13 protein-coding genes are annotated in these 15,201 nt (G+C 29.9%); all 13 read left to right on the forward strand.

Going from position 1 to position 15,201, the window contains the following annotated elements; genetic code table 11:
- The first annotated feature begins 9 nt into the window (after window positions 1-9).
- From AAYQ05_RS18650 to AAYQ05_RS18710, 13 genes are read left to right on the forward strand one after another with little or no spacing between them, the layout of a single operon-like run.
- Entirely contained in the window at window positions 10-795 is a 786-nt protein-coding gene (locus AAYQ05_RS18650) for a glycosyltransferase family 2 protein (RefSeq protein WP_343544858.1), read from the forward strand.
- Window positions 788-1,696: an FkbM family methyltransferase gene (locus tag AAYQ05_RS18655; protein WP_343544859.1), complete on the forward strand. Its 909-nt coding sequence runs from the start codon at window positions 788-790 to the stop codon at window positions 1,694-1,696. Before AAYQ05_RS18650 ends, AAYQ05_RS18655 begins: the two co-directional genes overlap by 8 nt.
- Before the next feature lie 7 nt (window positions 1,697-1,703).
- Window positions 1,704-3,101: a UDP-glycosyltransferase gene (locus tag AAYQ05_RS18660; RefSeq protein ID WP_343544860.1), complete on the forward strand. Its 1,398-nt coding sequence runs from the start codon at window positions 1,704-1,706 to the stop codon at window positions 3,099-3,101.
- 31 nt (window positions 3,102-3,132) lie between these two features.
- A complete protein-coding gene (locus AAYQ05_RS18665; RefSeq protein ID WP_343544861.1) occupies window positions 3,133-4,566 on the forward strand; it encodes an MBOAT family O-acyltransferase in 1,434 nt (477 codons plus the stop codon).
- Window positions 4,566-5,447, forward strand: coding sequence for a hypothetical protein (locus tag AAYQ05_RS18670; protein WP_343544862.1), 882 nt, complete (start codon window positions 4,566-4,568; stop codon window positions 5,445-5,447). Before AAYQ05_RS18665 ends, AAYQ05_RS18670 begins: the two co-directional genes overlap by 1 nt.
- Before the next feature lie 2 nt (window positions 5,448-5,449).
- Window positions 5,450-6,607 (forward strand): glycosyltransferase family 4 protein, encoded by a 1,158-nt coding sequence (locus AAYQ05_RS18675; RefSeq protein WP_343544863.1) that lies wholly within the window; start codon window positions 5,450-5,452, stop codon window positions 6,605-6,607.
- Window positions 6,607-8,154: a glycosyltransferase family 2 protein gene (locus AAYQ05_RS18680; protein WP_343544864.1), complete on the forward strand. Its 1,548-nt coding sequence runs from the start codon at window positions 6,607-6,609 to the stop codon at window positions 8,152-8,154. The genes AAYQ05_RS18675 and AAYQ05_RS18680 overlap by 1 nt, the downstream gene beginning before the upstream one ends.
- A complete protein-coding gene (locus AAYQ05_RS18685; protein WP_343544865.1) occupies window positions 8,151-9,161 on the forward strand; it encodes a glycosyltransferase family 2 protein in 1,011 nt (336 codons plus the stop codon). Before AAYQ05_RS18680 ends, AAYQ05_RS18685 begins: the two co-directional genes overlap by 4 nt.
- Window positions 9,162-9,200: 39 nt before the next feature.
- Complete coding sequence (locus AAYQ05_RS18690; protein WP_343544866.1) at window positions 9,201-10,331, forward strand: glycosyltransferase family 4 protein; 1,131 nt, start codon at window positions 9,201-9,203, stop codon at window positions 10,329-10,331.
- 3 nt (window positions 10,332-10,334) lie between these two features.
- Window positions 10,335-11,324 carry a glucosamine inositolphosphorylceramide transferase family protein gene (locus tag AAYQ05_RS18695; protein ID WP_343544867.1) on the forward strand — a complete coding sequence of 330 codons (990 nt, stop codon included), beginning with the start codon at window positions 10,335-10,337 and terminating at the stop codon, window positions 11,322-11,324.
- Window positions 11,309-12,397: a glycosyltransferase gene (locus AAYQ05_RS18700; protein WP_343544868.1), complete on the forward strand. Its 1,089-nt coding sequence runs from the start codon at window positions 11,309-11,311 to the stop codon at window positions 12,395-12,397. The genes AAYQ05_RS18695 and AAYQ05_RS18700 overlap by 16 nt, the downstream gene beginning before the upstream one ends.
- Before the next feature lies 1 nt (window position 12,398).
- A complete protein-coding gene (locus tag AAYQ05_RS18705; RefSeq protein ID WP_343544869.1) occupies window positions 12,399-13,748 on the forward strand; it encodes an O-antigen ligase family protein in 1,350 nt (449 codons plus the stop codon).
- A 57-nt stretch (window positions 13,749-13,805) separates the two neighbouring features.
- Complete coding sequence (locus AAYQ05_RS18710) at window positions 13,806-15,200, forward strand: sugar transferase (RefSeq protein ID WP_343544870.1); 1,395 nt, start codon at window positions 13,806-13,808, stop codon at window positions 15,198-15,200.
- Window position 15,201 lies beyond the last annotated feature (1 nt).

Genomic DNA, 15,201 nt, shown 5'->3' on the forward strand with positions numbered 1-15,201 from the left:
AATTGTAATATGATATCAATAGTTATTAGAAATAAAAACGAGGGTCGAGCCCTTGAAAATACGTTGTCAATCTTAACCAAATTGTATTCAAATGACTTTGAAGAAATAATAATTGTTGATAATAATTCTACAGATAACAGTATTGAAGTTGCAAAAAAATATAATTGCAAAATAATAACCATCGATAATTTTAGTTATGGGCGAGCAATAAATTTTGGTGTTGAAAAAGCCGCTTGCAAGTATATTTTATTATTAAGTTCTCACTCAATTCCTATTGGTAATAATTTCTTTAAGAATACATTGTTAGCATTGGGCAAATCTGATAATATTGCAGGAGTTAGATATATTAATAGTATTGAAAATTACAATAGAGCCATTCAAAATAATTTTAAAATTCAGAATCCTATCAATTGTGGTTTGCTAGCAAGCTGCTGCATTATTAATAAAGAAATATGGAAAGAAAATAAATTTGATGAAACTCTATTAGCAGTAGAAGATAAAGAATGGTCAGTTAGAGTAATGGAGAAAGGATATGATATTATAGATTTAAACGAAACCTTTTTTTACTTTATTAATAGAGATACCAATGCAAGTTTAAAAAAATATAGAATTGAGACAATCGCTTCATCTCGATTGACAAATAAAAAAGCTCCTTCACTAGCTCGTATATTTGGATCATTTTTAAAAAAAATTATTTTTTTTAATACAATCAATTATTTTAAAACCATTGGATACGCAGTTAAGGTTTTGAGAACTAATTTAGAAATTAGAAAGGGAATAAAAAGTAATGATTAAAACCAACAAGATTTCCAATTTAAAAAGATTGAATTTTAAGAATAAAAGTATTGTATTACTTTATTTGATTAAAACCGCTTTAAAAATAAAGCCGACACAAAATGAAAGGAATGTCTATTTCTACTACAATAATTTGATAAATTCAGACGGTTATTTTCATAAAGAAACAAAAAATGAATATGTGTCAAAATTTACGCATAGTTATTATAAATGTATAAAAACTAGAAAAAAACCAAAATCAAGTGATTTCGATGTTTTTAGAATGATTTATGTTTCTAAAGAATACCTCCCTGTAATTGAAGCTTACCAAGAAAATTTCAGCAATGATAAAGAGTATGTTATAAATATTATTGATGCAGGAAGTAATATAGGTTTGACAGCATTGTTTTTTATAGACCATTTCAAGAAAGCAAATATGATTTGTATTGAACCTGAAATGGAGAATTTTAAAGTGTTAGAATTTAATCTGTTGAATGCAAATGGAAATTCTATTAATAAAATTAATGGAGCAATTTGGAGTTCAAATACAAACTTAAAAATCGTAAATGATTTTGGCGATAGGTTAGATTGGTCTTTCAGAGTTGAGGAAACCGATGATTTAAATTGCGTTCAGGCATTTTCAATTAATCAACTAATTCATGATTATAAGTTTAATTATATTGATATATTGAAAATTGATATTGAAGGTTCAGAAAAAGAAATTTTTGATCCATCAAAATCAAACCTAGATTTTTTAAAATTAACAAAATGTCTTGTAATTGAAATTCATGATTTTTTTGATTGTAGAGAAGCGATCTATAAAATTCTTGATGATTATGACTTTTCTTATTTCAACAAAGGTGAATTGACAATTTGCATCAATCAAAAATTATTAAAAAGAGTTAATAAAATAAATTTTTAAGAATATAATGTCTAAGAATAAAATATTTATATTATTGCCAGATGGAATTGGCTTACGTAATTTCGCCTATTCTGGTTTTTATAATCATGCAAGTGAGCAAGGACTTGATGTGGTTTTCTGGAATAATACTCCCTTTCCTGTAGCGGATTTGGGATTTAGTGAAATTCCAATGAAAAATGCCAAAATAAATCCTTGGACAGACATCTATAAAAATGTAAAGATTCAAACGGAAATAAAATTAAATATTAAGAAAACGAAAGATAATGTGTATAATTCCTATCGTTTTCCTTTTTCTTATTCTACTATTAAAAAGACGGCAAAAAGCCTATTGGTTCAAACTTTGAGCCTTTTTTATTTTTCAGATAATGGATTGCTCAAAATTCGAAAAAAGATGAATAAGGCAGAAAGAAAAACTGCCTACTATCAAGATTGTATTGAAACACTCGAAAAAGAAAAACCCGAGTTTGTTTTCTGTACTAATCAGCGTCCTGTTCTAGCAATTGCCCCAATTTTAGCAGCTCAGGATTTAGGGATTCCAACAGCAACATTTATTTTTTCTTGGGATAATTTACCTAAGGCTACTATGGTAATAGAAACTGATTATTATTTTGTATGGAGTGATTTTATGAAAAAAGAATTACTTTTTTATTATCCAAATATTAAAGAAGCACAGGTTTTTGTTACTGGAACTCCACAATTTGAATCCCATTTTGATAAAAGTAAAATACTTTCGAAAGAAGTATTTTTTGAACAGTATGGCTTAGATATAAATAAAAAATACATCTGTTATTCAGGTGACGATGTGACTACATGTCCAGATGATCCGAAATATTTGGAGGATGTTGCCATTGCGGTAAGAGAGTTGAATAAAAAAGGAGATTCACTGGGAATTATTTTCCGTCGTTGTCCTGTCGATTTTTCGGGTCGTTTTGACAAAGTGATTGACAATTATAAAGATGTTATTAAAGCGATTAATCCTCTTTGGGAAAAGATTAAAGAAGAATGGAATACAATATTGCCAACTCAGGAAGATGTTCATTTGCAAATGAATACAATTGCACATACAGAGTTAGTGGTTAATCTAGGCTCTTCAATGATTTTTGATTATGCGTCTTTTAAAAAACCATGTGTATATCTTAATTATGATGTGACAAATAAGATAGATAAGAATTGGTCTGTTAGTAAGATTTACAATTTTGTTCATTTTCGTTCGATGCCAAATAAAAAGACCGTTATTTGGTTGAACAATGCAAAGGAAATAGAAGATAAAATTAAGTTAGGATTGCAGGAATCTTTTGAAACAGTTGAAAACGCGAAAAATTGGTTTGAAATTATTAATCAACATCCGCCAGAAGATTCTTCGAAAAGAATATGCAAGACAATTCAAACCATTCTTGCAAATTAGGTCTATTCTATTATAAAATTAAATTAATCTAATGTTTTTTAACTCTTTGGCTTTTGCCGTATTTCTACCAATCGTTTTTTTCTTGTATTGGTTTGTCTTCAATAAAACTAAAAGCACGCAAAATGCTTTGTTAATTGTTGCCAGTTATTATTTTTATTCTTGCTGGGATTGGCGATTTCTATTTTTATTGGTTTTTTCTACATTTTTAGATTATTTCACTGGAATACAAATTGAAAAAAGTAATTCAGATAAAAGACGAAAATTCTGGTTCTGGCTTAGCATTTTAGTGAATCTAGGATTTTTAGGGATTTTTAAATACTATAATTTCTTTGCAACTTCATTTGCAGAAATGTTTTCTTCTTTTGGCTTTAAGGTAAGTCCAATGTTATTGAATGTTATTCTTCCTGTTGGAATTTCATTTTACACTTTTCATGGCTTATCTTATGTGATTGATATTTATTATAAAAGAATTAAAGCAGAATACAATTTTATAGATTATTCCTTATTTGTGAGCTACTTTCCACTTTTAGTTGCTGGACCAATTGAAAGGGCAACACATTTATTGCCGGAGTTAAAAGAAAAACGTGAATTTAATATTGAAAAAGCAAAAGAAGGAGTCTATCAAATCGTTTGGGGATTGGTAAAAAAAGTAGTGATTGCAGATACTTGTGCCGTTTATGCAAATGCAATTTTTGACCATTATCATTCAATGAACTCTCTTTCATTGATTTTAGGAGCAGTTTATTTCGCATTTCAGATTTATGGAGATTTTTCGGGATATTCAGATATTGCGCTTGGGGTTTCCAAATTATTTGGTCTAGATTTGTTGAGAAACTTCAACTATCCTTATTTTTCGAGGGACATAGCAGAGTTTTGGCGTCGCTGGCATATCTCGTTGTCATCTTGGTTTAGAGATTATTTATACATTCCGTTAGGAGGAAGTAAAGGAGGACTAATGATGAAAATTAGAAATACTTTCATCATTTTTATTGTAAGTGGTTTTTGGCATGGTGCCAATTGGACCTACATTGTTTGGGGATTTATAAATGCCGTTTATTTTCTTCCTTTATTATTGTCCAATAGTAATAGAAATAACATGGATTCTATTATTTTAAAATGGAATTGGGATTCTGTTAGGGTGCTATTTAGTATTTTAACAACGTTCTTATTGACTTGCGTAGCTTGGGTATTTTTCAGAGCGCGTACAATCACCGATGCTCTTTTATATTTAAAAAGAATATTTACCAGCGGAGAATTTAATTCGCAGTATTTAGATAACGAAAGATATAATTATGAACTGTTATTGATGATTGGCTTATTTGTATTGGTTGAATGGAATAATAAAACCAAAGTTGAACCAATTTCAGGAAAAAGAAGCATGCTAAAAATGGCACTGGCTATTATGGCTATTATTGCTTTTGGGACTTATTCAGATTACAAAGAATTTATTTATTTCCAATTTTAATGAAGAAGTTTTTATTATACATCTTAGGGATTTTTCTTTTAACAGTTTTGATAGCAGTTATTCTAGATGGTTCGTATACTTACGCTTTTATGCAGTCTAGAAACCGTGGAAAAATCGAGACAGTTTTTAATTCTACAGCAAAAAAGTATGACGTAGTTATTTTAGGTTCTTCTAGAGCTAACAATCATTTTGTATCGCAAATGTTTGAGGATAAAGGCTTAAAAACGTTTAATTACGGAATGAGTGGCGGCCATTTGTTTGAAGCTTCACTGCTATTAAAATTAATGATTGAAAGAAAATACGAAATCAAAAATGTAATCCTTGAGGCAGATTTGAATCTTTCAAACGATCAAGAATCCGAAGGAGTTGCAGCTAAGTTTTTGCCGTATATTCATTGTTCAAAAGTTGTAAAAGACCATTTTTCTACTGAAGAAAATTTTAAGGAGTTGTATTACATTCCTTTTTATAGATACATAAAGTTTGATTCGAAAATAGGTTTTCGAGAAGTTGATAAAATAATTGCAGGAGAAAAAACAAATGCATTGGATAACTTGGGATTTTATCCTTTGAAAAAACATAAAAATGGCAATATGAAAAATAACATTGTCAATTTAAATCCACTGCCACACAATAAATATTACGAAGAAATTAAAGACATATGCAAAAAGAATAACATCAATTTTATTGCTGTTATGACGCCAATGTGTGAGAATGTTGTGGGAATGAATTATTTTGATAAAGTAAAAAAGGCATATCCAGAAATTCATAATTATGAAAATACAGTTATTGAAAATAAATACTTTTCTTCTTGCGGGCATATGACAAACGATGGCGCGAGATTATTTACGGCTAGAATTATTAAAGATTTTTTTAATAAGTAATTATGCATATTGCGTTTCTAACCCCAGAATACTCTCATCGTGATATTTTGCAATCTGCAGGAATAGGCTCGAGTATTAAAAACCTGGCAACCTCTTTGTATGAGCATGGAAATGCGATAACAATTTTTATTTATGATCAGCCTGTACAAGAAATAATACATGATAATGGAATTATAATTCATCGTATAAAAAAGAAAAGTTATAAATTTTTGGGATGGTATTTACATCGAAAACACATTGAAAAATATTGTAATCAAATAATACGGCAAGAGAATATTACAATAATTGAAGCGCCAGACTGGACAGGAATTACGGCTTTCATGCATTTTAAAATCCCTTTAATAATTAGATTTCATGGGAGTGATGCTTATTTTTGTCATTTAGAAAACAGAAAACAAAAACTAAAAAATTTCTGGTTTGAAAAACTAGCAATAAATCAAGCAGATGCATTTATTGCGCCAACATCATTCGCAGGAAAAGTTTCAAAAAAACTTTTTAAGATAAAGAAAAAAGAAATCTTAACAATTCATAATGGTCTAGATCTTGAAAAATTTGAAAATAATTCTCCAGAAAAGTTCGCAAAAAATACAATTCTTTACATAGGAACTTTAATTAGAAAAAAAGGAGTTTTAGAACTGCCAGGAATTTTTAATAAAGTCCGTAATGATTTTTCGGATGCCAAATTGATTTTAATAGGAGGCGATACATCAGATTTGAAAACCAAATCCAAATCGACTTGGGAGTTAATGAAAACGTTATTTGACGTAGATGATTTGAAAAATGTAAATTATCTAGGTAAGATTCCATATAGTGAAATCCAAAATTATATAAAGAAAGCTAATGTCTGTGTTTTTCCAACCTATGCAGAAACTTTCGGAATGGTAACAACAGAAGCTATGGCGATGCAAAAAGCTGTCGTGAATAGTAATATAGGTTGGGCTCAAGAGTTGATTATTGATGGAGAAAGTGGCTATCTGGTTTATCCTTCAAATCATGATGAATATGCTGATAGAATTCGTAATATTTTTAAAAGTAATGATTTTAGTTTGGAAATTGGAAAAAATGCCAGACAAAGAGTTGAGAATAAGTTTGATATTAACAAACTTGCAAAAGAAAATATAGCATTTTATTTAAAAGTAATAAACTCAAAATCAATTTAATGCCAGTAATAGTTTATCATCAAAACAATAAAGTTGTTGAAGTTGACTTTGATGGAAATAGTATTCTATTTTCCCAAAAAAGTATAGCAGACAATTTATTTCAGATTGCTGAGCAATATCCTGAATGCCTTATTATTTGGTGTCATTTAGATTTAAAATCAAATTTAAATTGTACCAAACTTGCCGAAATTTTTCACCATAAAAAAATAATGGCATCTTATAATTTGTCGTCAAATTCTTTTTTTTCAGAAGCGATTGGATATTCAGATCTATCTCTATTTTTAAATATTAAAAAAGGAGTTAGTTATCCAACTTGGATGATGAGTAGCCATGTTGGCGGAATTCACGCAGAGGTTTTAAATACTTTAAATAATGAAATTTTTAAAGATTCAAACTTTGATTATTTTTTACATTCAATAGCAAAATTGGCTATGCCATTAGGGTTGTATTGTTACTCTGAACCTAGTTTACTTGAAAAAACGGATGTAATATTTCCAAAATTCAAAGATGATAATTTTCTTTTATTTCGATTTATTAAGCAACATTATAAAGTAAGTTGGATATTTTTGTTATTTATCAATTTATTCCTTTATGAAAGAAATTTTGCTTTTTTGCCTCTCTTTTTCTCGCTATTCTACCGTAAACGATATTTAAAAGATGACTTACTGCAAGTTATAGAAAACCAGTCGCAAAAAAAAATAATAGTAGAGGGGACTCTAGATGTCATAATTCCGACAATTGGGCGTAAAAAATACTTGTACGATTTCTTAAAAGATTTAGCGTTGCAAACGTATTTGCCAAAAAATGTAATAGTAGTAGAGCAAAACCCTTCTGTTGGTTCTGTTTCAGAGCTTGATTTTATTGAAAGTGATAACTGGCCATTTTACATACAGCATATTTTTACGCATAAAACAGGAGCGTGTAATGCGAGAAATTTAGCTCTTGAAAAAATAGAAAGTGAATGGGTATTTATGGCGGATGATGATATCCGAATTGAAAAGAATTTTTTAGAAGATGCTTTTAAAGTGATAAAAAAAGATGGAGCAGAACAAATAACATTTGGATGTTATGCACCTGATTACTCTGAAAATAAAAAAATCAAATTTAGAATTCAATCGAGTAATTTTGGCTCTGGTTGTAGTATTGTAAAATCAAAAAATATAGAATCTGTATCTTATAACACAAGTTTTGAATTTGGTTATGGTGAAGATAGTGATTATGGAGTCCAACTTAGAAACCAAGGTTCTGATGTTATATTTTCTCCCAAACCAGAAATAACCCATCTAAAAGCGCCAATTGGAGGTTTTAGAGAAAAACATATTTTAGCTTGGACCAATGATTTAATTCAGCCAAAACCATCTCCGACAGTGATGTTGTATAATCTTTTAAATGTAACCAAACAACAATTAAAAGGTTATAAAACGACTCTGTTTTTTAAATTCTACCGTGTTCAAAAAATTAAAAATCCTATTAGATATTATAACAATTACAGCATTCAATGGGATAGCAGTTTATATTGGGCGAACAAATTAAACAGCAAAAAATGAGAATTTCGTTAATAATCTGCACTTATATGAGGGCTAAGCCTTTGCAGAGACTGCTTGAGTCGGTTAAAACCCAAGAAAATTATCCAAATGAAATTTTAATTATTGACGGATCTATTAATGATGAGACTAGATTACTTTTGCAGCAATATGAATATGATAATTTAAAATATTTCAAAGTATTAGATCAAGACAGAGGTTTAACTAAACAGCGGAATTTCGGAATTTTAAAAATAGATCCAGAATCTGAAATTGTTTGTTTTTTGGATGATGATACTGTATTAACACCTTCATATTTTAAAGAAATTTGTAATTCATTTAAAAATAATGCTGATGTTGTTGGTGTTGGAGGAATTGCAATTAATGAAAATAAATGGAAGCCTCAAGAGAAGAACAGAAATTACAATAAAAAGAAGTTTTATTTGTTTGAAGGATATTTTTATAAAGAAGGTTTAAGAAACGTTGCAAGAAATTTTCTTGGTTTAGCCTCGAACTTAGGACCAGGCAGAATGCCGCTTTATTCGCATGGAAGAACTTGTGGCTTTCCTTTGACAGGTAAAACTTATGAAGTGGATTTGCTGATTGGAATGTCTATGTCTTTTAAAAAGCACATATTTGATAAAATTAAATTCTCAAAATTTTTTGAAGGATATGGTTTGTATGAAGATGCTGATTTTAGTTTAAGAGTTTTACAATTTGGCAAAAATGTGATTAATACAAATATCAAGTTGTACCATTATCATGACCCATCAGGGAGACCAAATCGATACAAGTATGGGAAAATGGTAGTTAAAAATGGCTGGTATGTTTGGAGAATTAAAAATCCAAATCCAAAATTCATTGATCGCTTTAAATGGAATGCTATTACTATTGTATTGGCTTTAATTCGGTTTGTTAATGTCTTGACTGAGAAAAATAAGAAAGTTCCATTGACAGAAGCAATTGGAAGAATGGTAGGCTATTTCAGTTTGATCTTTGCTAAACCTGCTTTGCCAACTTCTGATAATTAGAAAATAGAGAATCCTAACGACTGTAAAAAAAAACGAAGATTGAAGCCAATTAAATTCGCCATTATTACTCATGTTGTGCATATTAAAAAAGAGGGCAGGTATTTTGGATATTCACCATATGTGAAGGAAATGAATATTTGGTTAAAATACGTCGATAAATTATTTATTGTTGCGCCATTAGCATCTAACAAAGTTGTATCTGAAATTGACGATTTCTACGATTTTGAAGATATTGATTTTAAACAGATTCCTAATTTTAATATTACCAATTTACACAATATTGTAAAATCAATACTGGCATTTCCTGTAATTTTTTGGAAAATTTTCTGGGCAATGAAACGATCGGATCATATTCATTTGCGTTGTCCAGGAAACGTTGGTTTAATCGGATGTTTAGTTCAAATTGTTTTTCCTAAAAAAAGAAAAACAGCTAAATATGCAGGTAATTGGGATCCTAAAAGTATCCAGCCATTTACATATCGTTTACAAAAATGGATTTTGAATAATACTTTCTTAACTCGAAATATGCAAGTTTTAGTTTATGGAGAGTGGGAAGAAATGAGCAAGAATATAAAACCTTTCTTTACTGCATCTTATTTTGAGAGTGAAAAAGTACCTTTAAAAAAAATGGATTTCAAAGATACCATTAATTTTGTTTTTGTTGGAACATTATCCTTTGGTAAAGATCCATTATATGCAATTCAGTTAGTTGAAGGTCTGCTTAAAAAAGGATATAATGTATCTTTGGACTTATATGGAGAAGGTCCAGAGCGTAAAGTTCTAGAAGATTATATCATTACAAATCGGTTACAAAATTATGTTATATTAAAAGGGAATCAAGACAGGAAAACTATTACCAAAGCTTTTCAATATAGTTATTTTGTTATTCTGCCTTCTAAAAGTGAAGGCTGGCCAAAAGCACTAGCCGAAGGAATGTTTTGGGGATGTGTCCCAATTGCAACTTCTATTTCTTGTGTCCCATTTATGCTTGAATATGGCGAAAGAGGTCTTTTATTAGAAAAAAAAATAGAAAGAGATATTCAGCAGTTGGAGGATATTTTGAATAACACAGAGGATTTTCATTTAATGAGAGAAAAAGCATCAAACTGGTCGAGAAAATATACTTTAAATGTTTTTGAATCAGAAATAAAAAAGATAATAAACCAATAATGTATGAAGAGATTAGTTTACATACTCTTGTTTTTAGGTATTTTAACAATTTTGATTATAAATTATAGAACACCCTTCTTTCAAAATGATAGTGGAGGTTGGTCGATAGGATATGGTCAAGACAAGATTTATCCTCAAAATATAGATGTAAAAAAAAATAAAATTTATTCGATTGAAAAGTTAAAAGCAGAAAATGACAGTACATCGTTTCTTGCAGATCCTTTCTTTTTAAAAGAAAAAGATACTTTTTATTTGTTTTTTGAACATCAGAAGACAAAAATAAATGCTGATGTAGGTTTATTGACTTCGACAGATGGGAAAAATTATCAATATAGAGGAACTGTATTAACTCAAAAATTTCATTTATCTTACCCACAGGTTTTTAAGTATAAAAACAATTTTTATATGATTCCTGAAAGTAAGCAAGCTAACGCAGTTTTGTTGTATAAAGCGCAAAATTTTCCATTTAAGTGGAAAGTATGTGACACATTACTGAGTAATGTAAGGTTAAAGGATCCTACAATTTATTTGTCTGATTCTTTAAATATTATGGTAGCATCGGATGATAAATTAAATATGTTTGTTTACCAAGCTGATTCTCTCTTTGGTAAATGGAAGTTACATAAACGACCTATAGCTTTAATGGGAACTGAAGCAAGACCTGGAGGCCGTTTTTTTGCAGATAAGAAAGGTTTAATTTTACCGGTGCAAAACTGTACTAATGGATACGGGTTTGGTTTATCTTTATATCGTTTTTCTTTTAAAGGCGGAAGCTATACAACAAAAAGAATTTCCCCTTATTTTTTAAAATCGCATAAAGAAATTAAAGAATTTAGCGCAGGTATGCATCAGTTTGATATTCAAAAATTAGATGATAATAGCTACTATTATGTTTATGATGGTAATCGACTAAAGAGTCAATCAAAGAGTTTTAATATTGTTGGTCCATTAAAAGGGACTTGGATTGACTTAAAAAATTGGATTTTAAATTAATGAGAATTCTCCAAATTATCGATTCCCTCGATGCTGGGGGAGCAGAGCGTATGGCGGTAAGTTATGCGAATGCATTAGCAGAGGAAATTGAATTTTCTGGACTTATTGCCACACGCAAAGAGGGCCCGTTGCAAAAACAAATTAATCAATCTGTTTCGTATTTATTTTTGAACAAAAAAAAGCAGTTGGATAGAAAAGCTTTTTGTAAATTACGTTCTTACGTAAAAAAAAATAGGGTTAGCCATCTTCACGCCCATAGCACTTCTTTTTTTTTAGCTTTTCTTTTGAAATTGACATTACCATCTCTAAAAATTATTTGGCATGACCACTATGGCAATAATGAATTTTTGGCTGATCGGCCTCATTTTATTTTAAAGCTTAGTGCTTTTTTCTTCAACGGTATAATTGCTGTTAATCAAAATCTCAAAAATTGGTCAGAAACTAGATTAAAGGCTAAAAATGTAGTTTATTTTTCAAATTTTCCCTCAGAAGAAGTAAATGTAGAGGTTCACACAATCTTAAACGGTATTGAAGGGAAAAGAATTATATCTTTGGCTAATTTAAGGCCTCAAAAGAATCACTTTTTGCTATTGAAAGTCGCGAAAAAACTAAAACAATCTCATTCTGATTGGAGTTTTCATCTAGTGGGAAAAGATTTTGAAGATCATTATTCAAGAGAGATTAAGGAGAAAATTGATGAATATGAATTACATGGTAATGTATTTCTATACGGATCAAGGGATGATGTTTCAAATATTTTGAATCAAGCTGATATCGCAATTTTGACATCTAAATCAGAAGGATTACCTGTTACCCTTTTGGAATATGGGCAGAATAGAATGGCAGTTGTGGTAACAGATGTAGGAGAAAATCATTCCATTGTAAAACATAGAATTAATGGGATGCTTGTTCCAAGCATGAATGGAGAACTTTTTTATGAGTCGCTAATCGAGTGTATTGAAAATGTAGAACTTCGTCTGTCTTTTGGAGAGAAGTTATCTGAAACTATTTCAAAAAACTTTTCTAAAAAATTAATTATAAAGAACTATTTAAATTGGCTTCAAGCAAGTTAAAATGAAAAAAGAAGATTCTTCGTATATTTTTCTACTCATATGTCATGCTCTTTTAGGAGTGTTGATATTTGTATTGCCATTTATACCAAAACTTTATACCCTGCTAATATTTTTATTTGGTTTTTACTACATCGTTAAAACTAAAAACAGAAATAATCAAGTTTTAATTATTTCTGCATATATAGTTGGAGTGGAGGTTCTTTTAAGAATGACAAATGGAGGAACTCTGAATGAATTTGGAAAGTATTCGATGTTAATTTTTATGTTTCTTGGAATGGTTTATTCTGGATTTTCCAAAAATGGTTTTTTGTATTGGATTTTTCTGTTATTGCTTGTTCCAAGTATCATTTTGTCAACAGTTTCCTTAAATTTTGACACAGATATGCGTAAAGCAATTGCTTTTAATATTTTAGGACCTGTTTGTTTAGCAATTTCTTCAATATATTGTTATCAAAGAAAAATATCATTTGATAGGTTAAAAGAAATCATGACGTCATTTGCTTTGCCGTTAGTCACGATGGTAATTTATCTTTTTTTGTACACACCAAGTATAAGGGAAGTTATTAGGGGAACAGAATCGAATTTTAGTACATCAGGAGGATTTGGACCAAATCAAGTATCTACTGTATTAGGATTAGGAATGTTCGTTTTCTTTTTTAAAGTGCTCTTTGATTCCAAAAATAAGTTAATTAGATTGATTAATATAGGGTTTGTTTTTGTTTTTGCTTTTAGAGGAATTGTTACTTTTTCAAGAGGTGGAGTAATTACTGCAATTGTAATGATTTTAATTCTTACTACGGTACTGTATTTTCAAGCAAAGCCTAATGTTAAACCTAAAATAGGATTTATTATTTTGATGTTATTTTTAAGTGGATTGGGAGTTTGGGCATATAGTTCTTTTGAAACGAAGGGAATGATTAACAAACGTTATGCAAATGAAGATGCGTTGGGAAGGGGAAAAAAAAGTCGGTTAGGTGGAAGAGAAGTACTTATGGAAACGGAAATTCAAATGTTTTTAGATAACCCAATTTTTGGAGTGGGTGTTGGAAAGAATAAGGAGTTAAGAAGGGAGCAAACAGGTATTGATTTACCTACCCATAGTGAGATTACCCGAATGTTGGCAGAACATGGCTCAATTGGAATTATTGATTTATTGATTTTGATTTTTACTCCTTTATTTGTATTTATGAAAGATCGACAAAATATATTGGCATATTCTTTTTATATATTTTGGATTTTAACAATAAATCACGCCGCAATGAGAACAGCGGCTCCAGCTTTCGTATATGCATTGTGTCTTCTTTCGGTTCAACTAAAAAGTCCTGAAAAAAGCGAAAACTCTATTAGCTAAATTCTTTTTTTATAATACATTTGCCTCAAGTTTACGCCCCTAACAAACTGAAAAATAATGTTGTCAAAGTCTAGAATGCATTTCGAAATTTCGGAGAGGAAAATATTGCTCCTTTTTTTCGATGCTATTTTTATTTTATTTGCTTTATATCTATTAAGCGCGATATTTGATTATCATTATTTCGCTTTTAACATAAATAGCTCGTACAGTATACTTTTGTTAGTGAGCTATCTTTATGTTTTTGGTGTAATTTTCGAAATCTATAACTTGCAGGTAGCAAGCAATCATCTTCAGATTTTGCAGAATGTCATCTTTACTGCTACGGTCACTGTTTTAGCATATTTATTTACACCAGTTCTTTCTCCTATATTGCCCAAACAACGATTAGTAATTGCAATATTTTATTTTACAATATTAATTACATTGCTTTTATGGCGTCTGTTTTATTGTTATTTCTTAGCATCTCATCGGTTTTCTCAAAATGTTGTTTTGATTTGTGATCAAAGTGAAGTCGAGGATTTAGTTTTAGGATTGGAAAGTGTTGATCCGCATTATAAAATTATTGGATTTGTTAATTCTGATTCGAGTACAGATGAAGATTTAGATTTTCATTATGTGAACGAGATCCAAAAAGAAGATTTAGAGTGTTTCGTGTCTACGCATAATGTGTCAGAAATTGTAATAGCTTCTCAGAAAACAGATGGTATTACTCCCGATTTATATCAGCAATTACTTCATTTATTAGAATCTGGAAATAGTATACGTGAGTATACTCAAGTTTACGAAACCAAAACACAGCGAATTCCAGTTCATCATATAGAACGAGATTTTTATAGATTTTTTCCCTTTAGCAGAAGCAATAGCAATAAACTGTATTTGTTTTTCGTGCGTCTTATAGAACTTATGTTTTCTATTCTCGGACTTTTAATCAGTTTAGTTTTTATTCCGATAATTTTTATTTGTAATTTTTTTGCAAATAAAGGGAGTCTTTTTTACACTCAAGAACGAGTAGGAAAAAATGGCGCTATTTTTAAGATCTATAAGTTTAGAACAATGACTGAGAACTCAGAAACAAATGGGGCGGTTTTTGCCGCTCATAATGATAAAAGAGTTACTCCTTTTGGTAAATTTATGCGAAAATCTAGAATTGATGAATTTCCTCAGTTTATTAATGTTTTAAAAGGAGATATGGGCGTAATTGGACCAAGACCAGAGCGACCATTTTTTGTTGAAGAAATTGCTGCTGTAATGCCTTTTTATGAAACCCGCCATGTAATTAAGCCAGGGCTTACGGGCTGGGCGCAGGTTAACTATTCGTACGGAGAATCAATAGACGAGAGTTTGGTTAAACTTCAGTATGATTTGTATTATATCAAGCACAGAAGTATATTTCTAGATCTGATTATTACTTTTAAAACCATTACCACAGTTTTATTTTACAGAGGTCAGTAAA

This window comes from Flavobacterium movens, assembly GCF_039581425.1.
GTDB classification, from domain to species: Bacteria; Bacteroidota; Bacteroidia; order Flavobacteriales; family Flavobacteriaceae; genus Flavobacterium; species Flavobacterium luteolum.